Origin of the sequence: Thalassotalea mangrovi (assembly GCF_005116735.1) — a bacterium.
Lineage (GTDB): Bacteria > Pseudomonadota > Gammaproteobacteria > Enterobacterales > Alteromonadaceae > Thalassotalea_A > Thalassotalea_A mangrovi.
Window position 1 is genome coordinate 33,508 of sequence record NZ_SWDB01000020.1, and the last position, 22,062, is coordinate 55,569.

The 22,062-nt window shown below is 46.3% G+C and carries 23 protein-coding genes and 4 tRNA genes; 18 read left to right on the forward strand and 9 right to left on the reverse strand.

Annotation, left to right across the window (positions count from 1 at the left end):
* Positions 1 to 15: 15 nt before the first annotated feature.
* Positions 16 to 687, reverse strand: a complete 672-nt coding sequence (gene radC, locus E8M12_RS08615) for a RadC family protein (RefSeq protein WP_136735745.1) — start codon at positions 685 to 687, stop codon at positions 16 to 18.
* A gap of 143 nt (positions 688 to 830) precedes the next feature.
* Here radC and coaBC point away from each other — a divergent pair, with 143 nt between their 5' ends.
* From coaBC to E8M12_RS08630, 3 genes are read left to right on the forward strand one after another with little or no spacing between them, the layout of a single operon-like run.
* Positions 831 to 2,057: a bifunctional phosphopantothenoylcysteine decarboxylase/phosphopantothenate--cysteine ligase CoaBC gene (gene coaBC / locus E8M12_RS08620; protein WP_136735746.1), complete on the forward strand. Its 1,227-nt coding sequence runs from the start codon at positions 831 to 833 to the stop codon at positions 2,055 to 2,057.
* A 40-nt stretch (positions 2,058 to 2,097) separates the two neighbouring features.
* Positions 2,098 to 2,682 (forward strand): nucleoid occlusion factor SlmA, encoded by a 585-nt coding sequence (slmA, locus tag E8M12_RS08625; protein ID WP_136735747.1) that lies wholly within the window; start codon positions 2,098 to 2,100, stop codon positions 2,680 to 2,682.
* Positions 2,683 to 2,718: 36 nt separating this feature from the next.
* Positions 2,719 to 4,182, forward strand: a complete 1,464-nt coding sequence (locus E8M12_RS08630) for an aminoacyl-histidine dipeptidase (protein WP_136735748.1) — start codon at positions 2,719 to 2,721, stop codon at positions 4,180 to 4,182.
* Between the two features lies 1 nt (position 4,183).
* Here E8M12_RS08630 and E8M12_RS08635 read toward each other — a convergent pair whose 3' ends face one another.
* Both E8M12_RS08635 and yrfG read right to left on the reverse strand, forming a co-directional pair.
* Positions 4,184 to 5,356 (reverse strand): hypothetical protein, encoded by a 1,173-nt coding sequence (locus E8M12_RS08635; RefSeq protein WP_136735749.1) that lies wholly within the window; start codon positions 5,354 to 5,356, stop codon positions 4,184 to 4,186.
* A gap of 349 nt (positions 5,357 to 5,705) precedes the next feature.
* On the reverse strand, positions 5,706 to 6,365 hold the full coding sequence (gene yrfG, locus E8M12_RS08640; RefSeq protein WP_136735750.1) for a GMP/IMP nucleotidase: 660 nt from the start codon (positions 6,363 to 6,365) through the stop codon (positions 5,706 to 5,708).
* Positions 6,366 to 6,553: 188 nt separating this feature from the next.
* Between yrfG and nudE the strand changes: the two genes are divergently transcribed.
* From nudE to E8M12_RS08655, 3 genes are read left to right on the forward strand one after another with little or no spacing between them, the layout of a single operon-like run.
* Positions 6,554 to 7,123 carry an ADP compounds hydrolase NudE gene (gene nudE, locus E8M12_RS08645; RefSeq protein WP_136735751.1) on the forward strand — a complete coding sequence of 190 codons (570 nt, stop codon included), beginning with the start codon at positions 6,554 to 6,556 and terminating at the stop codon, positions 7,121 to 7,123.
* Positions 7,113 to 7,937, forward strand: coding sequence for a 3'(2'),5'-bisphosphate nucleotidase CysQ (gene cysQ / locus E8M12_RS08650; RefSeq protein WP_136735752.1), 825 nt, complete (start codon positions 7,113 to 7,115; stop codon positions 7,935 to 7,937). Before nudE ends, cysQ begins: the two co-directional genes overlap by 11 nt.
* 13 nt (positions 7,938 to 7,950) lie before the next feature.
* A complete protein-coding gene (locus tag E8M12_RS08655) occupies positions 7,951 to 8,547 on the forward strand; it encodes a YceI family protein (RefSeq protein WP_136735753.1) in 597 nt (198 codons plus the stop codon).
* On the opposite strand, the gene E8M12_RS08660 is transcribed toward E8M12_RS08655, so the two are convergent.
* Positions 8,548 to 8,778 carry a YheU family protein gene (locus E8M12_RS08660; RefSeq protein WP_136735754.1) on the reverse strand — a complete coding sequence of 77 codons (231 nt, stop codon included), beginning with the start codon at positions 8,776 to 8,778 and terminating at the stop codon, positions 8,548 to 8,550.
* Positions 8,775 to 9,779 carry a hydrolase gene (locus E8M12_RS08665; RefSeq protein WP_136735755.1) on the reverse strand — a complete coding sequence of 335 codons (1,005 nt, stop codon included), beginning with the start codon at positions 9,777 to 9,779 and terminating at the stop codon, positions 8,775 to 8,777. Before E8M12_RS08665 ends, E8M12_RS08660 begins: the two co-directional genes overlap by 4 nt.
* Positions 9,780 to 9,974: 195 nt before the next feature.
* Here E8M12_RS08665 and E8M12_RS08670 point away from each other — a divergent pair, with 195 nt between their 5' ends.
* Together E8M12_RS08670 and yghU are read left to right on the forward strand one after the other, a co-directional pair.
* Entirely contained in the window at positions 9,975 to 10,550 is a 576-nt protein-coding gene (locus E8M12_RS08670; protein ID WP_136735756.1) for a PhnA domain-containing protein, read from the forward strand.
* A gap of 109 nt (positions 10,551 to 10,659) precedes the next feature.
* Entirely contained in the window at positions 10,660 to 11,520 is an 861-nt protein-coding gene (gene yghU / locus E8M12_RS08675) for a glutathione-dependent disulfide-bond oxidoreductase (RefSeq protein ID WP_136735757.1), read from the forward strand.
* 147 nt (positions 11,521 to 11,667) lie between these two features.
* On the opposite strand, the gene E8M12_RS08680 is transcribed toward yghU, so the two are convergent.
* Positions 11,668 to 13,563: an ATP-binding cassette domain-containing protein gene (locus E8M12_RS08680; protein WP_136735758.1), complete on the reverse strand. Its 1,896-nt coding sequence runs from the start codon at positions 13,561 to 13,563 to the stop codon at positions 11,668 to 11,670.
* Between the two features lie 127 nt (positions 13,564 to 13,690).
* Between E8M12_RS08680 and E8M12_RS08685 the strand changes: the two genes are divergently transcribed.
* Entirely contained in the window at positions 13,691 to 13,885 is a 195-nt protein-coding gene (locus tag E8M12_RS08685; protein ID WP_136735759.1) for a YheV family putative zinc ribbon protein, read from the forward strand.
* A 155-nt stretch (positions 13,886 to 14,040) separates the two neighbouring features.
* Here the strand turns inward: E8M12_RS08685 and E8M12_RS08690 are convergent, their stop codons facing one another.
* Positions 14,041 to 14,271 (reverse strand): SlyX family protein, encoded by a 231-nt coding sequence (locus E8M12_RS08690; protein WP_136735760.1) that lies wholly within the window; start codon positions 14,269 to 14,271, stop codon positions 14,041 to 14,043.
* Positions 14,272 to 14,512: 241 nt separating this feature from the next.
* Between E8M12_RS08690 and fkpA the strand changes: the two genes are divergently transcribed.
* On the forward strand, positions 14,513 to 15,274 hold the full coding sequence (gene fkpA / locus E8M12_RS08695; RefSeq protein WP_136735761.1) for an FKBP-type peptidyl-prolyl cis-trans isomerase: 762 nt from the start codon (positions 14,513 to 14,515) through the stop codon (positions 15,272 to 15,274).
* Between the two features lie 83 nt (positions 15,275 to 15,357).
* Here the strand turns inward: fkpA and rsd are convergent, their stop codons facing one another.
* Entirely contained in the window at positions 15,358 to 15,825 is a 468-nt protein-coding gene (gene rsd, locus E8M12_RS08700; RefSeq protein ID WP_136735762.1) for a sigma D regulator, read from the reverse strand.
* A 197-nt stretch (positions 15,826 to 16,022) separates the two neighbouring features.
* Complete coding sequence (locus E8M12_RS08705) at positions 16,023 to 16,886, reverse strand: S1/P1 nuclease (RefSeq protein ID WP_169303087.1); 864 nt, start codon at positions 16,884 to 16,886, stop codon at positions 16,023 to 16,025.
* Positions 16,887 to 17,341: 455 nt separating this feature from the next.
* On the opposite strand from E8M12_RS08705, the gene hemE reads away from it, so the two are divergent.
* From hemE to E8M12_RS08745, 8 genes are all read left to right on the forward strand, one after another.
* Positions 17,342 to 18,409, forward strand: coding sequence for a uroporphyrinogen decarboxylase (gene hemE / locus E8M12_RS08710; protein WP_136735764.1), 1,068 nt, complete (start codon positions 17,342 to 17,344; stop codon positions 18,407 to 18,409).
* Positions 18,410 to 18,626: 217 nt separating this feature from the next.
* A complete protein-coding gene (gene murB, locus E8M12_RS08715; RefSeq protein ID WP_136735765.1) occupies positions 18,627 to 19,646 on the forward strand; it encodes a UDP-N-acetylmuramate dehydrogenase in 1,020 nt (339 codons plus the stop codon).
* Positions 19,646 to 20,623: a bifunctional biotin--[acetyl-CoA-carboxylase] ligase/biotin operon repressor BirA gene (gene birA, locus E8M12_RS08720; RefSeq protein ID WP_136735766.1), complete on the forward strand. Its 978-nt coding sequence runs from the start codon at positions 19,646 to 19,648 to the stop codon at positions 20,621 to 20,623. Before murB ends, birA begins: the two co-directional genes overlap by 1 nt.
* Positions 20,620 to 21,354, forward strand: a complete 735-nt coding sequence (locus tag E8M12_RS08725; RefSeq protein WP_169303088.1) for a type III pantothenate kinase — start codon at positions 20,620 to 20,622, stop codon at positions 21,352 to 21,354. The genes birA and E8M12_RS08725 overlap by 4 nt, the downstream gene beginning before the upstream one ends.
* A gap of 169 nt (positions 21,355 to 21,523) precedes the next feature.
* A tRNA-Thr gene (locus E8M12_RS08730) sits at positions 21,524 to 21,599 on the forward strand.
* A gap of 14 nt (positions 21,600 to 21,613) precedes the next feature.
* Positions 21,614 to 21,698 (forward strand) — tRNA-Tyr (locus E8M12_RS08735).
* 31 nt (positions 21,699 to 21,729) lie between these two features.
* Positions 21,730 to 21,804: transfer RNA gene (locus E8M12_RS08740), tRNA-Gly, on the forward strand.
* A 10-nt stretch (positions 21,805 to 21,814) separates the two neighbouring features.
* Positions 21,815 to 21,890: transfer RNA gene (locus tag E8M12_RS08745), tRNA-Thr, on the forward strand.
* The last annotated feature ends 172 nt before the right edge of the window (positions 21,891 to 22,062 follow it).

Here is a 22,062-nt window from a genome sequence, read left to right on the forward strand (position 1 = left end):
AATAACAGGCTGACATCACATGTCACCACATTCCGCGAACGAGTATGTCAGGTGCCCAGCAACAATGATGTGATCCAGAACCCGCACATCGATTAGCGCTAATGCCTGTACCAGGCGTTTGGTGATTTGTTTATCAGCAAGGCTGGGTTTTACTACCCCGGAAGGATGATTATGGCTAAGGATGACCGCACAACTTCCGAGTTTTAATGCCTGCTCAACAATCACCCTGGGGTATACGGTCGCCGCATCTATGGTGCCGTAAAATAACTTCTTAAAACTGATGACGCGATGTTGGTTATCGAGAAATAGCACCGCGAAGACTTCGTGCGGTTCGAGTTTCAGGGCGCCGATAAGGAAATGCTTGGTCTGGGTTGAGCTTTGCAGGGCTTGTCGTTGCGATAGCGGCTCCTGCAACAAGCGTCTGGTTAGCACCAGGCAGGCCTGAAGCTGAGCATATTTCGCTAACCCGGCTCCCTGCGACTGACAGAAACTTTGCGCATCTGCGGCAAATAGCGCCTGCAGGCTGCCAAACTGCTTTAACAGATTTCGTGATAAGGCCATGACATCGGTGCCACGACTACCGGTTTGAAACAGTAATGCGATTAATTCGCTGTTACTAAGATGCTCTGCGCCTTGTGTTAACAGTTTTTCACGTGGTCTTTCGTCGTTTGGCAGTTGTTTAATCACTGATTGTTATCCGTAACCTCTGATTACTGGTTAATTTCGCATCGTATGTTGGTACTTGCTAACATCTAACAGAGAAGATTAGAATACTCCATCAAATACGAAACCCGAGGGTTTCTCCTTAACGCTAAAATTAGCAGGTTGCGATGCAATTATCGGAAAAAAACATTGTCATTGGGGTGAGTGGCGGCATTGCTGCTTATAAGAGTGCGGATTTAATTCGCCGCCTGAAAGAGCAGGGAGCCAATGTACGAGTAGTGATGAGTGAGGGCGGTAAAGCGTTTATCACGCCACTGACATTGCAGGCGGTTTCCGGCAATCCGGTTTCAGATAGTTTGTTGGATCCGGAGGCGGAAGCGGGCATGGGACACATAGAGTTAGCCAAATGGGCCGACTTGATCCTCATCGCTCCAGCCAGTGCCGATATCATCGCCAGGATCAATGCCGGCATGGCCAATGATTTATTGACTACCATTTGCCTGGCAACATCCGCGCCGATCGCTATTGCGCCGGCAATGAATCAACAAATGTGGCATACATCCGTTACCCAGGAAAATGTCGAATCTTTGAAGAATCGCGGTGTTCTGGTCTGGGGTCCCGGCCAGGGCGAGCAAGCGTGTGGCGATATCGGATTTGGCCGCATGCTGGAGCCCCTGCAATTATGTCAGCATTGTCTGGATTATTTTCTCTCTGACGGGGATAGCGATTATCTTGCCGGGCAAACCTGGGTTATTACTGCAGGTCCTACTCGCGAACCTATGGATCCGGTACGCTTTATTTCTAATCATAGCTCCGGGAAAATGGGCTTTGCCATAGCTCGCGCGGCACAACAGGCGGGCGCTAAGGTCTACCTGATTTGTGGTCCGGTGCAATTAGCGACGCCGGCAGGGGTGGAACGAATCGATGTCGAAACGGCCATCGACATGCAAACACAGGCATTGCAACTGGCGTTAAAGACAGATGTATTTGTCGCCTGCGCCGCCGTTGCCGATTATCGGGTAGCGCAAGTCGCGGAACAAAAAATTAAGAAGTCTTCGCAGCAATTACAATTATTGCTGGAAAAAAATCCGGACATCGTTGCCAGCGTAGCGGCACTGGATAATGCCCCATTTACTGTTGGTTTCGCGGCAGAAACAGAAAATGTCGAAACCTATGCTCAGCAAAAGTTGCAGAGAAAGAATTTACAAATGATTTGTGCCAATAATGTGTCGACACCAGGCCATGGTTTTAATAGCGATACCAATGCCCTGTCGTTGTATTGGCGAGGTGGGAACCTGAAATTGCCACTAACCAGCAAACAGGAGCTGGCTCGTCAATTGGTGCAACATATTGCCAGCGTCTTAAAAGAATGCCCCCAACCTGCATCTAAGTAATCGGTGCATTGTGTTTAACCTAACCTAAATAAGAATAACTATGTCGCAAAATCCAAAATCAAACCGCAGACAACAAATTTTAGAGTGTCTGGCTCATATGCTGGAAACCAGTCCGGGGCAGAGAATTACCACCGCCAAGCTTGCCGCTGAGGTTGGTTTCTCTGAAGCGGCTTTATATCGTCACTTTCCGTCGAAAGCGAGAATGTTTGAGGGTTTGATTGAGTACATCGAAGAGTCGGTATTTTCTCGCATTAATATGATTCTCAGCGAACAAAAAGAAACATTGACTCGATGTCAACATATCATGCACGTGGTGCTGGTCTTCGCAGAACGCAATCCTGGAATGTGCCGCATTCTCGCCGGTGATGCCCTGGTTGGCGAAAATGAGCGTCTGCGAGTTCGGGTGCATCAGCTTTTTGAAAAACTGGAAACTCAGTTTAAACAGATTATTCGCGAACGTAAGCTACGCGAAGGTAAAGCCTTTGCGATTAATGAATCAGCCCTGGCTAATATTTTACTCGCCTATTGTGAAGGCAAAATTAACCAGTATGTGCGTTCTGGGTTTGAGAAAAAGCCGAGCGACAGCTTTGCTGAACAATGGCAGTTTTTAATGCAGGATCGATAAGTCGATCATCATTCAACCGATTAAATGAGAGCAAGTATGAAGACATTAGCGCAGTTGTCTCCACAACCCCTATGGCAAATATTCGCCAACATATGTGAAATCCCTCACCCCTCCAAGCACGAGCAGAAAATTTCTGCCTGGATCCAACAGTGGGCCAAAGACCTTGGCCTGGCGATTAAAGAGGATGAAGTGGGCAACCTGTTTATCAAAAAGCCGGCCACGGCAGGCATGGAAGACAGACCCGGAGTGATCCTGCAGGCGCATATGGATATGGTGCCACAGAAGAATGCCGATAATGATCATGACTTTCTCAACGATCCGATTCAGGCCTATGTGGATGGCGATTGGGTAACGGCAAAAGGAACGACACTGGGAGCGGATAATGGTATTGGCCTGGCATCAGCGATGGCAGTATTAGCCAGTAATGATGTCGCTCATGGTCCTTTGGAAGTATTAATTACCATTGATGAAGAAGCGGGCATGTCTGGCGCTTTTGGCCTCAAAGCCGGTTGGTTAGATGGCGAAATCCTGATTAATACCGATTCCGAGCAGGATGGCGAAATTTATATGGGTTGTGCCGGTGGCGTCGATGCCAGCGCCACGTTCCCGCTTGAGATGGAAGCGGTACCTGAAGGATACCACTCGTTCAACCTATCTATCTCAGGACTGAAAGGTGGCCATTCAGGCGTTGATATTCACACCGGACGTGCCAATGCCAACAAACTATTAGTTCGCCTGTTAAACCTTGCGGTGCAGAAATTTGATATTCAGCTGACCGAACTTAATGGTGGTTCGCTACGCAATGCCATTCCGCGCGAAGCCAACGCCAGCCTGGTTCTGCCAGTTGCTCAAGTTGAGGCGTTTAAGGCGTTTGTAGATGATCATCAACAACAGATCAAATCCAATCTTGCCATTGTTGAACCGGATTTGTCCTTATTGTTAATCTCGCCCGAGACCTTCGAGCAGATGTGGACTAAAGCCTGTCAGCAAACCATTTTACATGCATTAACTGCCAGCCCTAACGGCGTTATCCGTATGTCTGATGATGTACCTGGTGTGGTCGAAACGTCAATAAACCTGGGCGTGGTTAGAATGAAAGGTAACAAATTGGTGGTATTGTCACTGATTCGTAGTCTTCATGATGACGGCCGTAACCAGGTGGAAGAAATCTTATCTTCTGTTTATGGGTTAGCCGGTGTTGAAGTGACGTTCTCTGGCGCCTATCCAGGCTGGAAACCAAGCACCGATTCAAAAATTATGAATACCGTACGTGACGTGTTTATCGAGCGTTTTGATTATGAGCCGAAAATCATGGTTATCCATGCCGGACTGGAATGCGGTTTATTTAAAACGGAATATCCGCATTTGGATATGGTGTCGATTGGGCCAACCATTAAGTTTCCGCATTCGCCGGATGAAAAGGTTGATATCGCCAGCGTTGGTCGCTACTGGGAGTTATTGGTTGCTGTTTTAGCCGCCATTCCCGCAAAAACGGCCTGAGTTAACCGCTAGTGGCGTTGATCCGAGTGGATTTACGCCAATTGCCCAGCCCTTGTTTAACGGCCTGGATCCGGCCGTTAAACAAGGCTTTATCAATCTCTCGCAGCAATCGACGTCGTTCAAAGTCGGTTTGAATTTTGCGCAATGCTTTAAGCAACACCTGGTCATCAATGCGTTGCGCCTGCTCAATATTTTCCAGTAAAAACTGATAATCATGAATATCGTACAAGCGAACTTTAGCCAGTTGCTGTAGTGCCAGGTCGTCGGTTAATTCAGGAAAGGTATCGACTCGTAAACCCAGCGCCCTGAGACTGGCCATGGTGCGCAGGCATTTTTCGCATTTACCGCAGTTGTAGCCATCGTCATGCCAACATACACGCAGAATATTTAAGCTGTCTTTGTCTTGCGCCAGAAGGCGGATCTTATCCAGCCGGGACGTCTGCGCGCCATCGTGAACGATTTTTGTTCCGGCATTGCTCCATAAATGGTCACTGATATAGTTGGTCCCGGAAGGATAAATGTAATCATAGCTGGAGCCGGACGCTATCAGGCATTTTTTCACGCCAGCGGCCAGGGCTATACTGCTAAGTCCACCACCACAGCAGGCACCCCATTTCACCCCAAAATGGTGACCTAAAAAGCGCACGTTCGACACAATGTTTAATAAAGGCTTGTTATATTTTTGCAGGTATTGTTGATTCGCGGCACTTGCCTGGGCGAAAAGCTCATCGTTATCGAGCTGCATGTCGATACCTTTTACAAACAACAAAGCATCGATATCATCTTTATTGGTGAGGAAGGTATGTGAGCCGTCAACGCCACCAGAAAAAAAGCTGACAACCTTGTCAAAGTGAGTTTCCGCTTCTTGCAAAATGCCGCCCCGGATTGCAACTTTATGCAGTTTATATCCCAGGTATTTTTCCCAGCGGGTGAAAATGTCCTGGATTTTATCCAGGTTCTGCAACAGTTTCGGGGATACAAGCCAGTCGTCATCAATGACGATATCCTCGTTTAAATACATGGCGCTAAGCAGGCTGGCAGTGATAAAGGGGTCGGCACACAAGCGAGGTTTAATGGCATCAGGACATTGAAAGTACAACTCGAAGTCGTTGCATTGGCCCGTTAACAGGTAGCCATGTGTTGTTTTTGAAACCTGGATATCTGATATTCGCATCTGCTCATTATTACCTATTTAATCCTTTTTCCCGGATTGTCATCCTTTGACAACTTGAATAAGTATATGACAGTTATACCAATCACATTAAGTTTGTGCACAACTCAGAGTTAGGGCAGAGGTTCATTTACAACATAGATTTCATTGATATAGTCATTCTATATTAATGAAATATAGGGCCGTAAATGGACCTCTGATAAACTCCCTACGGGTGAGTTTTAAAGGCGTTTATCCTGCGTTATTGATTTTGACAATGGAACGACCATTCTCTGCAATCAAAGCCTTGTCTAAACGCCTTTAAATTCTCACTGAGTGAGCAATAATTTAATGTGATTGGTATTATTTAGCTTTAACAGATATCCGTAATGACGTCCTGATAATGTTCGATTGCCGGAAAATCGGTGATTGAATTACTCGGTAATTTACTGTCTGGGTTGGCGATTGCCAACAGGTGGGCAATCCCAAACATCTGGGCGCTTTTCAGAATAGGCAGGCTATCATCGACAAACAAGGTTCGGCTTTTATCAAATTTCAGGTGCTCGTGCAGGCGCTGCCAAAGCAACTGCGATTCTTTGGTAACTCCGAATTGATGGGTTGAGATTAGCTGATCAAAGTATTTGTCCAGGCCGGTACGCTCAATTTTTAATGCTAATGCATCAGGATGGGCATTGGTTACCAGGATCACGTCTTTATCTGCTTTTTTTAAGGCGATAAGAAAATCATGGGCATCGTCGCGCATCTGGATTAAATGTTGCACTTCCTTTTTCAGCTCGACGATGGGCAGTTGGGTTTTGTCGGCCCAATAGTCGAGACAATACCAGTCGATGGTTCCCGCAACGTCCTGGTAGCCCTGACTCAGTAATTTGTGAGCGTCTTCCTCACTTATATCATGATGCTGTGCATACCTGGTTGGCAGGTGGGACTTCCAAAAATGATTATCGTAATGTAAGTCCAGCAGGGTGCCATCCATATCCAGGAGAACAGTATCTATCTCGGCCCAGTTAAACATCGAATTTTCCTATAAAAACCTGTGCTGGCAGTATACTATACCAGTTCATAGATGAAAGTGAGCAGGCACAATCATTCACATATCCGGGAGAGTTGGTATGATGGAATTTAATCGTATGGCCACTGTTCTCCAGAACGACTGTTCACCTCAGAAGGGTATCCAGAGTATTTAACATCAGGCATTCATGCATGGAAAAATCGAAACCAAAGACCTTACCTGAAATTGTTGCCCGCAAGGAAGTGGCGCGAAGCCGCTTGATTGCGGTAGAGCAAGTAGACCTGAAATTCAGTAACGGTGCCGAACGTTGTTTTGAGAAAATCAAAGGCAGTGGTCAGGGAGCCGTGATGGTTATCCCGATGCTCGACGACAATACCTTATTGTTAATTCGTGAATATTGCGCCGGTACCCACAATTACCAATTAGGTTTTCCCAAAGGCCTGATCGACCCCGGTGAGGCAATGCAGGATGCGGCAAATCGCGAGCTTCAGGAAGAAATTGGTTTTGCAGCCAAACGCTGGACCCATTTACATCAGGTTTGCATGGCACCAGCATTCTTTAATGCCAGAATGGATATTTTTGTAGCCAGGGATTTATACGAAAGTAAGCTTCAGGGTGACGAACCGGAGCCGATGGAAGTTGTGCGTTGGCCGATAAATGACTATAGATCTTTGTTGGCACAACCGGATTTTACCGAAGCAAGAAGCATTGCCGCGTTAATGTTGTTGCGGGATTTTCTAGAGGCACCAGATGACGAGTGAGTTGTTGCAAATTGCGATCAACACCGCCCTCAAGGCCGGCGAAAAGGTCCTGGAAATTTACCAGCAAGGGGATTTTCGCCAGTACCAAAAGGATGATCTGAGCCCCGTAACATCTGCCGATCTAACCGCTAATCAGGTGATTATGGACGAACTGACAAGGTTGACGCCTGACATTCCCGTGGTTTCGGAAGAAAGTGAACTGGCGAGTCTGTCCGAGCGGAGTCGATGGCAACATTATTGGTTGCTAGATCCGATTGACGGTACCGGTGAGTTCATTGCCGGGAGCGGCGATTTTGCCGTTAATATTGCCCTCGTTGTCGATGGCTGGCCGAACCTTGGTGTGATCCACGCGCCCTTTCATCAAACCATTCATTATGCTCAAAAAGGCAAGGGATGCTTCAAGCGAGATATTCAGGGACAGGAAACCTTATTAAAAGTAGCTGGTTACGATGGTAATCGTACCCTGAATATTGCCGTCAGTCGGCGTCAGGCGCTGACGAATGTTACCCAGTACCTGGACCCACAGTTTAACTACCACCATATCGCCTATGGCAGCTGTTCGTTAAAGAGTTGCCTGATTGCCGAAGGCATCGCTGACTTTTATATTCGCACCGGCCCTACGGGTGAATGGGATACTGGTGCCAGTCAAATCATTCTTGAAGAGGCTGGAGGCACTATCCTTGATAGTGAGTTTAAACCATTAAGCTACAATAAACGGGAAAGCGTGATGAATCCGGACTTTATTGCTTTGGGTAATCAAGATATTCCCTGGCACAAGGTAATAAAATCATTTCGCTGCGAGCGACATTTTTGAACGGAGAAAAGCAATGCCATTTCCTCAAGCTGTTAAATCTATCACTGCCTTTCTTGCGATAGCATGTGCATTTCCGGCCTGGTCCGCCTGGCAGTCGGTAAATTCTGATTCGGCAATCCGCTTTATCAGCATTAAGAAAAATTCGATTGCTGAAACCCATCATTTTAAGCAGTTTAGTGTTCGGGTCAACGACAGCGGTAAGGTTGACGTGGAAATTGACCTGACTTCCGTCGCTACTGGAATTGATATTCGTGATACACGAATGCAGGAAATGTTATTCCTGACCGACAAGTTTCCAAAGGCGGTGCTGACGGCAACCTTGCCCGATGGTTTACCAGGTTCAATTGTGGTTGGTGAAATGCGCCAGTTTAAGATGGAAGGTAAACTTGCATTACATGGTCAAAGCCAGGTGGTTACCTTACATTGCGCGGCGATTAAACTTAACGATAACCGATTACTGGTTACCACGACACAACCTGCCCTGATTCAGGCAGAGGACTTTGAGCTACTCGATGGTATTGGGAAATTGCAGGAAGTAGCCGGTTTGGATGCTATTGCCAGTGTCGTACCCGTCTCGTTCGTGCTCACCATGGAGCAGGTGAATAAGTAACTATTCGGCATAACCTTGCTGAAATTGTTCGGCCAGCATAATGTTGACGGTTTCATGGGCTTCTGAGAAAACCACCACCAGGCGACCGGTCAGTAATTGCTCCTTAATTTGCCGGGCTTTTTGTTGGTGCGAACATTCCTGTAAGCCGTAATCGGTGCCTTCACGCAGGATAAACTCGTCAATGATGGCATCCAGGGTATCAGCATCGAGCCGGTCGACAGGGATAATCATCGCGGGATTTCCTCTCTGCCAGTTTCACTTTTAAAGTGCTGGGCAATATGGTCCAGCACCCGGTCTTCAAGCCAATACATGGGTTTGAACGGGTTGGTGCCGGCAATGAAACCGACATGGCCACCGTATTCACTAACCTCAAAGGTGATGCTGGGATTACTCATATCCAACGCCATAATGTGTTCATTACTCAGGAAAGGATCATCCTGAGCGTGGAGAATCAGGGTTGGGCGGTTTACCTGGCCTAATACATAGATACCGCTGGCTTTCTCATAGTAATCATTTGCGTCTTTAAAGCCATTAAGGGGCGCAGTCACCTTTTGATCAAAATCGTATAAAGAGCGGATAGCCTTTAGTTCATTATGATCAATATGGTTTATCAATTGCATCGACACTTTCTGCGAGGTACTGTCTTTAAGCATATCGACCAGGTATTTCTGATAGATTTTGGAAAAGCCGACATTAATCTGTTGAGCACAGCTTGCCAGGTGTAATGGGGCGCAGATAATCACACCGCTTTGATACAGGGGATCATTATCCTCGGCCAGGTACTTGGCTAAAACATTGCCACCGAGAGAAAAGCCGAGAATGCCAAACTGGCGCTCAGGATAACGCTCACGTAACAAACCAGTGAGAAAATGCACATCGTCAGTGGCGCCGGAATGGTACGATTGAGCATGCCGGTTTGGACGACCGCTGCAACCTCGAAAGTGCATTAATAACCCAACCCAGCCACGAGCAGAGATCGCATTCATCATGCCTTTGGCATAGTGGCTGTCAATGGAGCCTTCTAAACCATGTAAGACGACGACAATGGGTTTTTCCAAAGATTGCAATGGATCTTCGGTCCAGACCAGATCTAAAAAGTCACCATCGCTGAGTTCAATGGTTTCTTTAATAACCTCGATGGTTTCTTTACGTCGTAACAGTTTTGCCGCCATGGTTTGCAGATGGCGGTTCTTCAACCACCAGGCGGGTTTGAATGTGCTGGTTTTACTCATGATTGCCCTGTAAATTAATCGCTGCAAATTATAACCAGATTGTCGCTATCCGTATAGATGGGGGTATGATTGCTCTTTGGATGAGCGAAGTATGCATTCTGCAAGAAGGTTTGTGCAGGCACTTATTGAACAAAATTCGGCCAGCAAAGGTCAATACGCTCTATAATAACGGCATTTATCCTTGTTGGTGTATGTATGTCGATTGAACAAACCCTGAAAGAACGAAGTGGTTGCCAATGTGAGTTGTGTTCAGGCAAAGACGCATTGAGTGTATATGAAGTGCCGCCGGTTGCCGAACCAAATTCCGATAAATGCATTTTGGTGTGCAGTCAGTGCCTCGGAGATATTGACAGTACCGATGGTAATTATGATGTTAATCACTGGCGTTGCCTGAATGATAGTATGTGGTCGCAGGTACCAGCGGTCCAGGTGATGGCTTATCGAATGCTGAAACGCCTGGACAGTGAAAGCTGGGCACAGGACCTGCTTGATATGATCTATCTTGATGATGCAGTAAGAAACTGGGCCGAGTCGGCAGCGGGTGACGCGCCACAAGCCGATGAGCCGACGCTGGACAATAACGGCGCTCAGCTGCAAGTTGGTGATAATGTGGTATTGATTAAAGACCTGGTGGTTAAAGGGGCAAACTTTACTGCTAAGCGTGGTACGGCGGTGCGAAATATTTCTCTCTCACAAAATCCATTGCATATCGAAGGCCGGGTCAATGGTACGCGTATTGTCATTATTTCCGATTATGTGAAAAAGATGTGATCTGAGTAGGTGCTAGGTAATGAACTTTGCCATCAATGGTTAGGCTCTGAACGAATTTCATAACTTTTCTGGTCTGCCATATTAATAATAATCAAGGAATCGTTAACTAATGAAGAATGACGTATATCAACCCCCTAAAGTCTGGACCTGGGATAGTGCCAGCGGTGGTAAATTTGCCAATATCAACCGACCGATTGCCGGCCCTACCCATGACAAGGACTTGCCGGTTGGCAAGCATCCGTTTCAGCTCTACTCCTTAGCGACACCCAATGGTGTGAAAGTCACGATAATGTTTGAAGAGCTGTTGGAAAAAGGCCATCAAGGCGCAGAATATGATGCCTATCTGATAGACATTGGTGAGGGTGACCAGTTCAGCTCGGGGTTTGTTGAAGTTAATCCAAATTCAAAAATTCCGGCATTGCTGGATAGGAGTGGTGAACAGGATGTTCGAATTTTTGAGTCCGGCGCTATTTTGATGCATTTGGCAGAAAAGTTTGGTGCATTTTTACCAGAAAGCGGTTCTGAGCGCGCCGAGTGTTTATCCTGGCTATTCTGGCAGGTCGGTAGTGGCCCGTTTTTGGGCGGTGGTTTTGGTCATTTTTATGCCTATGCGCCAGAAAAATATGAATATCCGATTAATCGTTATGCGATGGAAGCTAAGCGCCAGCTCAGTGTGCTGGATAGGCATCTTGCGGAACATACTTATCTGTGCGGCGATGAATATACGATTGCGGATATGGCGATCTGGCCCTGGTATGGCGCTTTGGTATTGGGACGTTTATATGACGCCGCCGAGTTTTTGTCGGTAGATGAATACACCAACCTTGTGCGTTGGGCGAAAGCAATCGATGAGAGACCTGCCGTTATTCGGGGGCGTAAAGTGAATCGAAACTGGGGCGAACCGGATGAGCAGTTACCGGAGCGTCACAGCGCAGAAGATTTTGACAAGCTGCAATCCACCGCCAATTAGCCTAAAAATCAAGGGTTTTTGCTTTTTGCTCGAAACAGTGTGTGCTAGGAGCTGATGACATCAGCGTGCTCGGAGTGGTGCATTTTGCCACGTGCCCGGAGTATCGTTTATGATACGTACTCAGGGAGTTGAGAGTTTCAACTCCCGCTACTCGCTTATCGCCTCTATCTGCTCCAACAGCTCCATCCATTCTTCTTCTGCCGTTTCAATTTGTGGTTTTAGCTTTCCCTGTTCTTGCAATAGTTCTGCCAGACGTGCTTTATTCTCAGCATCGTAAGTTTCGCTCAACGCCAACTCCTGTTCGATGGTATCCAGTTGTGCCTGCCAGTTTTCAATCTGTTGCTCGAGCTTATCGGCTTTTTTCTTTAACGGCGCCGCTTTCTTGCGAAGCTCAGCCTGTTGGCGTCGTTGTTCTTTCTTATCAACTTTAGGCTGTTCCGATTCGGTTTTCCCTTCCTGTTTAGCCGCCTTTTTATCATCATCAAGCCAGCGCTGATAATCATCGATATCACCGCTAAAGGCTTCAACCTTGCCGTTACCAACCAGGTAAAACTCGTCAACACAGGACTCGAGCAGGAATCTGTCGTGGGCTATCAAAATAATGGCACCATTGAATTCCTGCAGTGCTATAACTAACGCCTGACGCATTTCAATATCCAAATGGTTGGTCGGTTCGTCGAGTAATAATAACTGTGGCTTTTGTAGCACGATAAGGGCCAGCACCAGTCGCGCTTTTTCACCACCAGACATAGTACGGATTTGCCCCAGGGCCTGGTCGCCGCTAAAGCCAAAGCGGCCCAGATGATTTCGCCCTTCTAAATCGGTCATTGCCGGGTGAGCCAGTAACAACTGATTTAACGGTGTGGAATCTAATGACAACTGCTCTAACTGGTGTTGAGAGAAATAGCCAATCGTTAGTTCCTGGGCGCAGAATCGGGTGCCGCTATTGAGCGGAAGTTCTCCGGCCAGAGATTTAATCAGAGTGGATTTACCAGCGCCATTGCGTCCCAGCAGGCCGATGCGGGAGCCAGGAACCAGATTCATTTTAACTTGACTTAAAATATTGTGTTCGAGGCCATAACCACAATCACTTTCATCTAATGTCAGCAATGGGTAAGGCATATATTCCGGATTAATAAAGTTAAACTGAAACTGACTGTCGACGTGGGCAGGCATTAAATCCGGGAGCTTTTGTAATCGTTTTAAACGACTTTGGGCCTGCTTAGCTTTGCTGGCTTTGGCACGAAAGCGATCAACGAAAGAGGTTAAATGCTTAATCTCTCGTTGTTGTTTTTGGAACATGGCTTCCTGTTGCGCCAATTGTTCGGCACGCTGGCGTTCAAAGCTTGAGTAGTTACCGCTATATAATCTAGCCTTGCGATGTTCAATGTGCAGCGTCTGTTCGATAACATTATCGAGAAAATCGCGATCGTGAGAGATCAACACCAGTGTGCCAGTGAATCGTTTTAGCCAACGTTGTAACCACAATACCGCATCCAGGTCTAAGTGGTTGGTGGGTTCATCCAATAGTAACAGGTCGGCACGACTTATCAGTGCCTGCGCCAGGTTTAACCGCATCCGCCAGCCACCGGAAAAACTGCTAACCGGGCTTTGTAACTGTTCTTGCATGAACCCCAGGCCATGCAGTAATTCTCCTGCCCTGGCTTCGAGGCTATACCCCTGGATCACATCTATTTGATTTAACAGTTCCGCTTCCAGACCGCCATTTTGATCGGCACGGGCGTTTGCCAGTTGTTGTTCCAGGGCGCGAAACTCAGTATCGCCGTCGATGACATAGTCGAGTGCTGACTGCGATAACGCCGGGGTTTCCTGTTTTACGGTGGCAATTTTCCAACCACCTGGCATTTCGAGAATCCCTTGCTCAATGGTCAAGCTGCCAGTCAGTGCCGCAAAAAAAGATGATTTACCACAACCATTTGCACCAACTAAGCCGACTTTGTGGCCTGGATGAATTCGAAAGCTGGCCTCTTCAAATAGCAGGTTAACGCCACGGGCGAGGGTAAGGTTGCTGGCATTGATCAAGGTATCATTCCTATGTGTCTGTTAAATTAACGCTGAACTGGAGCTTTGACAGGCGTTCTCAATTGCGTACATATCAGTATTAATTGGTATATAATACGGCGCACTGAAGTTTACCCGTGATTGTGAAATGAAGAAACGATTTATTGCTGGCGCCGTATGCCCGGAATGTAAAAGCCAGGATACCATGGCCCTGACCAAACAGGATGGTGTAGAAAAGGTCACCTGTGTCAGTTGTGGCATGGAAATGACACAACCGGAAGAACAGGTAGCGGCTGATGTTCGCCAGCAAGAACAAGTTATCGGAGTTTTCAAACCGGAGTAGCTGCAAGCAAAGCGACTTACAGCTTACAGCTTGAAGCTGTAATAAGGCTGTAACGCTTTAAGGCCGTAAAGTAAAAACGATTCCCCCCATACAACTTAGAGCTTACCGCTTGCAGCTTGCCGCTTGCAGCTTACCGCTTACAGCTTGCAGCTGTGTTAATAATGCGGCGGCGGTGTTTCATCCTCCTGACGGGCAACGACCGAGGTGTTTATATCCTTAACTTTTTGCCCGATTAACCGCAATTGCTCTTCCAGTTCCCGGATGTGTTGTTGATGCACACCGATCTCATGATTTAACTGTTCAATAACATCGTCCTGAAAAGCAAGGCGTGTTTCGAGATTATCCAGACGTTTAAGTAATTGCGCCATTTCGTTTGATTGACTCATACTGCGACTCTTTGTTAACGCTTACAACCTTTCTATTATCGCTAAAGATAACCTGGCAAACAACTAACCGGTTTGGCGATTATCTATTGCATCATTGGTATTAGCTATTAAAAGCGATATTGGTCGGGGCTTTCTTATTTGTTTTATTAACGCTAGTATTAGAAACCTTTAATACCCGGATAATAATAACCTGAATATATTGGGGACTTCTCCGATATGTGGTTTCTTTTTGGAGAACGATATGAAACAACTATTAAAACCGACTATGGTAGCCGTTGCCGTTATGGCAATGATGGGCTGTCAGGAAAAACAACAGGAAGCTGAAAAAGCGCAGGCTGTGAAACTGGAAACGCCGGCTCAGAAACAGGCTTATGCGATTGGCTCATCAATGGGGACTTACCTGACCAAAACTCTGGAACAACAACAGGAATATGGTTTTGAGCTGGACAAAGAGCTGATTATTTTAGGTTTGAGCGAAAGCCTGAATGATAAGAGTCAGTTGACCCAGGAAGAAGTTGAGCAGACGCTGATGGCGTTTGAGCAGGAAGTACGTGCCAAGCAGGAAGAAGTCGCTAAAGTAGAAGCGGAGAAAAACTTAACTGACGGTCAGGCATTCATGGCTGAAAACGCCAAAGTAGAAGGTGTTAAGGTTACGGAATCAGGTCTTCAGTACCAGGTGCTAACCGCAGGTGAAGGTGAAAAGCCTGAAGCGACTGATACCGTAAAAGTTCACTACAAAGGTACACTGATTGATGGCGAAGAGTTTGACAGCTCATACTCTCGTGGTGAGCCGATTGAATTCGCTCTTAATCGCGTAATCAAAGGCTGGACTGAAGGTGTACAGCTGATGAACGTTGGTTCTAAATATAAATTTGTTATCCCTGCGGACCTGGCATACGGTGCAAACGGCACTGGTCCTATTCCTGCAAACTCAACTCTGGTTTTCGAAGTTGAGCTTCTAGACATCATCAAGCCGGAAGCGGCAGAAGAGTCTGATAAGTAATCTTATTTAAGGTTAATCCAAAAGCCCATCTGGAGTTATTCAGATGGGCTTTTTTAATGGCAACTTGGATCGTTGATTATCGGTCAGGCGCTGGTTTTATACAAAGCTTCAATAAGTTGATCTTCAAGATCAAACCGTTCTTCTAAAAACTGCCCCAGCGCTGACAAACTGTCATCAAATCCGTCGAGTTCACTGCCATCGTTTAAATCGGCGTATTTATCATTGAAGGTTAGGGCAATATCGGTGGAGCGGGAAATTTGCGGGTACAGGCGCTGTGCTAAGGCAAGGCTATCGGGACCATTTTCTTTGCATTTACTTACGATCTGATCAAACACTTCGAAATGGCCAGCTGAAATGTAATCCATCAGGACCTGACAGAAGGCCTGGATGTCCGAACTTTTCGGGAGCGCTCGATCTGTCTTATCAAATGGTGGCAGACCGGCCAACCGACAATAACCCACTAGTACATCCTGTCGTTCGGTTAACCAATTATCAATGGCGTTTAATGAACCACCCCATTGTTGTTGTGCTTGTTCCAGACGTGTTAGCATTTTTCCCTCCGACATAAATATCGTAATGGCAAGTGGACTATCACTGAATACTACCAGAAAAATGCAACAAAGTTTTAACATTTGCGTTGCCGAAGACGTTTATGATCGTTAACGTTTTTTCTGATCTTCAGTAACTGTTTCTTTTGATTATAAAAACAATTATAGATGGATTTAGCCAAAAGCAACGGAAAATATTTTCAGCCCAGGGTTGCATTCAGATAAGCCTTAAGCCGTAAGGCCGACAGTAAAATTCGTTGTTTAATTATCGGCAGGTGTTGAGCTTTATAGTGACGGTCATAAACCACAATTTGATCGTGTTCAATGCACGCCTGGTTTGGTTGCAATTTGCAATAGCCGAGAGACGGAGTGCGGGTAATTTGCAGCGATTCATTGGCAAACATTAAAATATTCTGTTGCATTTCAGGGTGCCAGGCCATTGCATTCTCGCGCTGCAATTGTATAAATGCCTGCTGCCATTGCCGCTGATTTAAACCCAGGTCGCGCACCAGGCAACTATCCCAAACCTGATGCAGGTTTTGACATCGACCCTGTGCATCTGTTACCCGAATATCATTGCCGCCCCGGTCGGAAGCGAAGCTTACATGCAACGGCTGGTGAATATCTGCAAACCAATGACTGATAAACAATAACGCCGATAATTTATCGGACGAGTTTTTCGAATTCGTCCATAGTTTGTGGTGGATAAGCATGGCCCGGGTAATACAGCCTGACAGACATTCAATCTGCGTTAACCGGGATTTCTGACGATCGACATTGATAAAATGCCAGTTTGAATACCGCTGATAAGAGCTCAGGTCACGAATCACATCGGCCCAGATGCAGCTGTCGGAAAAAGTCAGTGGGTGATTGTTTTTTCGATGCAGTCGCTGATTGATCTGCGCCTGTTGTTGCCTGGGAATAAGGGTAACTAAATCGTTCAAGGTACGCTGCTGAGTATCAGACAGGTTATCAAACACTAATTGACAGACAATTCGATGTCCCTGTTGCCCCAGTGCCTGAGCGCTGGGTATTAGCAAATACCCAACGACAAATAGGGACAAAAAAGTTATCAGGCGAGATGAAAGATACATGGGAATTATTCAATTTTCTGGCTTTAACGCTAATATTAGCGCTTGTTAGCGTCAGCAGGAAAAAGACTCTAGAAAAGAAAATGATAGCTTAGAAAATAAAAAGGCCTTATCAAAAGATAAGGCCGGAAATGCTCGCTGTATGGTCTAGTTTTTACTAGCTTCTTATTAGTTATTCCGTAAAGCGTGTGAAATTTATAACAAAGGTATTTTACCAGCGCAACACTTTTTTACATTTATTTTTGGAACTAAATCCTGGTACATTTGTACGAAAAATCTCGTTTGTAGTCTGGGTTAGCGCCATATTCCATCGTAAAATCCATCCAATTCATTGATAATCAAAGAAAGTCTTTTTATCCCGGAATCGGTCGTGGTATCCGTCGACAACTTTGGGTAAAATGGCGGCAATTTTTTTCGCGGACATCAAAATGACTGAATTAAAAAACGACAATTATCTTCGCGCTTTATTAAAGCAACCTGTAGAGTACACGCCGATCTGGATGATGCGCCAGGCGGGCAGGTACTTACCTGAGTATAAGGCAACGCGCAAAGACGCTGGTGACTTTATGGCATTGTGTCGTAATACGGAATTAGCGACGGAAGTAACATTGCAACCGTTACGCCGTTTTCCGCTGGATGCCGCGATTTTATTTAGTGATATTTTAACCATACCGGATGCCATGGGCTTGGGGCTTTATTTTGAAACCGGTGAGGGACCTAAGTTTGAGCGCCCAATTACCTGTAAAGCCGATGTAGAAAAAATTGGTCATCCGGATCCGGAAGGCGAATTACAGTATGTGATGAACGCAGTGCGTTCCATTCGCAAAGCTCTTAACGGTGATGTGCCATTAATTGGTTTCTCAGGCAGCCCCTGGACGTTGGCGACTTACATGGTAGAAGGTGGCAGTTCAAAAGCCTTTACCAAAATAAAGAAAATGATGTTTGCCGAACCGCAAACCCTGCATTTGTTGCTGGATAAGTTGGCTGACTCAGTCATTAGTTACCTGAACGCACAAATCGCTGCAGGCGCGCAATCGGTAATGGTATTCGATACCTGGGGTGGTGTTCTTTCTCCGGCGATGTATAAAGAATTCTCATTGCAATACATGCATAAAATCGTTGATGGCCTTACTCGTGAAAATGACGGTCGCAAAGTGCCGGTTACCCTGTTTACCAAAAACGGTGGTATGTGGTTAGAATCGATCGCCGCAACGGGATGTGATGCGGTTGGTCTGGACTGGACCATCAATATTGAAGATGCTAAGGCACGTGTTGGTGACAAAGTTGCATTGCAGGGCAATATGGACCCTTCGATGTTATACGCCCCGAAAGAGCGTATTGAACAGGAAGTCGCGTCTATTCTGGCTGGTTACGGCCATGACAACACTGGTCATGTATTCAATCTTGGCCATGGCATTCACCCTGATGTGAATCCTGATCACGCCGGTTACTTCATTGACGCGGTACATCGTTTAAGTAAGCCTTACCATAAGTAAGCCTTATTCAGTTTCTGGCGCTTTAGCTACCGTTAAAGCGTCTGCATTTTTTCTTTTCCTGCCAACAATTCATTATACCAATCACATTAAATTCTCACTGAGTGAGCAATAATTTAATGTGATTGGTATTACCGTTTATCTTTCCGGTGATTTGAGGTTTAACCCTTATTGGTTCTGGTTTATTATCGCTGACAGGACCTTCGACGATTTTTAATAAATGACTGCAACTAACAATTCCCTGCAATCGCTAAGCACATTCGCACTACCTGCGATGGCGGATACGTTGATCCATCTAGACCAACCCGAACAATTGTCTACCATCGACTTTCAATCCCTTGGCGCTTTTTATGTATTAGGTGGTGGCAGCAACAGTATCTTTCTAAAGGATTACTCAGGCACTATCATTCAACCGGATTTTAAAGGAATCGTTGTTGACGAGCTGGAGCATAGCTGGATGCTGCATGTCGCCGCGGGTGAAAACTGGCATCAACTGGTGTGCTATTGCCTTGAGCGCAATATGCCTGGCCTGGAAAACCTGGCGTTAATTCCCGGTAATTGTGGTGCCGCCCCGATTCAAAATATTGGCGCCTACGGAGTCGAGCTGGCAAAGTTCTGCCAATATGTAGATTGGTTCGAGATTGCTACCGGCAATATTCGTAGGCTATCCCTCCAGGAATGCCAGTTTGGCTATCGAGACAGTGTTTTCAAACACGCATTGAAAAACAAAGGCATTATTGTCGCCATTGGCCTGGAGTTACCGAAACAATGGCAGCCAGAGCTGTCCTATCCGGGGTTATCCGAGTTACACCAGCCGACACCAAAACAGGTATTCGATACGGTGGTCGCCATTCGACAAAGTAAATTACCTAACCCTGACGAGATACCGAATGTTGGCAGCTTTTTTAAAAACCCGGTCGTAGATAAGCAACGATATCAGCGCATGGTTACTGATTATCCGGGGATGCCAGCCTTTCCACAGCCCGATGGTTTGGTAAAACTGGCGGCTGGCTGGCTAATTGATCAATGTGGTCTGAAAGGCAAAAAGATTGGCGGTGCCGCGGTTCACCATCGTCAGGCTTTGGTATTAACCAATGTCGATAACTGCAACGGCCAGGACTTGCTGGATTTGGCGAATCATGTGCGTTCTACGGTATATGAAACCTTTGCTATTACTCTGGAACCAGAAGTCAGGTTAATAGGCCAAACCGGTGAAATAACCCTGGAGCCAATTGTCTGATGGGCAAGGTTGTACGCGAAGAACTTATTCGTCGTCTGGCCGACGGCAATTTTGTATCTGGCCAGGTACTGGCAGATGCTCTTGGCGTAAGCCGTACTGCTATCTCTAAACATATTCAGACCCTTACTGAGATGGGACTGGATATTTTTAAAGTGCATGGCAAGGGTTATCGTTTAGCCAGCCCTATTAACTTATTACAGGCCCCACAAATTCAACACTACCTCAAATCGTTGGGTAGCAATAACCTGGTTGAAGTCCATACCATTATCGACTCAACCAATTCTTACTTGATGCGCCGTTTACCTAATCAAGTAATAAATGGACAGGCCTGTGTCGCCGAATACCAGTCCGCGGGTCGTGGCCGTCGCGGTAAAAACTGGGTTTCGCCATTCGCATCCCATTTGTATTTGTCTATGTACTATTCGCTGGAACAGGGCGTGGCGGCAGCGATGGGATTATCGGTAGTCATTGGCCTGGCGGTAGCTGATGTATTGGAAAAGCATTACCGTGTATCAGCGCAGTTAAAATGGCCTAATGATATCTATATCAACGGTCAGAAAATCGCTGGAATCCTGGTGGAGCTGGAAGGACAGCCGACAGAAGCCGGACACAGTGTGATAGGCCTTGGCCTTAATATTCAAATGCCGCAAGCCCTGGCAACCAGCATAGATCAGCCCTGGACGGATTTGGCACAACATGTCAGTACCCCTATTGATCGTAATTTGCTCGTCGCGCAGTTAATCACACAATTTAACCGTCGCCTTGCACAGCATCAACAATTTGGTTTAAACCCAATGCTAAGCGACTGGCTGCGACGGGATGTTTTCCTGAATCAGGCGGTAGAAATAATCAGTGGCAGCCAGACAAATAGGGGAATTTGCCGGGGTATCAATGCCAGCGGCGCGCTTTTGCTGGAAGTGGACGGTAAAGTGAAACCCATATATGGCGGGGAAGTCAGTTTAAGGAGACAAAATTGATCATTCTGGTTGATGTTGGCAATTCTCGAATCAAGCTTTGTGAATTGAATAACGAAGATATAAATGCCCCCTTCAATAGCACCACAGCTGACGCGGATGCGGCTCTAAGGATTATTTCGGTTAGCAAGCCATCGCAGGTTTTAGTGTCTGCGGTATCTGATGAACAATTTTGCGAGCGACTGCAACAACTTTGTAAGTCTGAGCAAATAATCTTTCGTCGCCTGGGCACAGCATCATGTAATACTAATATTCAGATCGGTTATCAACGACCCGAACAGCTCGGTGTCGATCGCTGGATGGCTGTTATTGGTGCCCAGGAATTATTCCCAAATAAAAATCTATTGGTGGTAGATGCAGGTACAGCGACCACTTTTGATTTGCTTAGTGCGGACAATCGCCACCTTGGCGGCTGGATCACGCCGGGCATCAATATGATGATATCAGCGCTGTACCGCAATACTACACAGGTTCGTGGCGCGATAACAACGCCAGATAGCCTGAGTTTTGCTGATAACACCAGTGATAACGTCAATCATGGTTGCTGGTCGATGACGGTTGGCGCAATCCAGTTTGCTAAGATCCAGGCTCAACAGCTTGGTGTTGCGGTTGACCTGATTGTTTTGACCGGGGGCAATGGCGAAGCCTTGCTGCCGCATATCACCTCAGATGCGTATTATGAAGAGAAGTTGATTTTTATAGGCATGGCGAAATGTATCGACCTAAACCGCTAACAAGTGCTCAAAAATCAAACCATAAATTTATGTGTTTCAGTGCTGGTTAAAGTTTTTATTACATATGCGAGTAAAATTTCAGCAAACGATCAAAAACCCTCAATTTTTTTTGTTTTAGCTATTGCATGGCGGAAAACATTGCTCTAGAATTCGCTCCACTTAATGCAGTGCCGACTTAGCTCAGTTGGTAGAGCAACTGACTTGTAATCAGTAGGTCGCCAGTTCGACTCCGGCAGTCGGCACCATTAATACAAAATTTGGAGGGGTTCCCGAGTGGCCAAAGGGATCAGACTGTAAATCTGACGGCTCTGCCTTCGGTGGTTCGAATCCACCTCCCTCCACCATTTTTTGTCGCAAAGATAGCTTGATAGATATGCGGGTGTCGTATACTGGCTATTACCCCAGCCTTCCAAGCTGGAGAAGCGGGTTCGATTCCCGCCACCCGCTCCATTTTAGGAGTGCTGATATAGCTCAGTTGGTAGAGCGCACCCTTGGTAAGGGTGAGGTCGGCAGTTCGAATCTGCCTATTAGCACCACTCCTTCTCTATTCTGAGGAGGTTCTTAAGAAAACCATCTATCATTTATCTTTACCGTAAAAAATTAGAAATTTGTACTTTAAAGGTAATTGAAGATGGCTAAAGCAAAATTTGAACGTTCCAAACCGCACGTTAACGTAGGTACAATCGGCCACGTTGACCACGGTAAGAC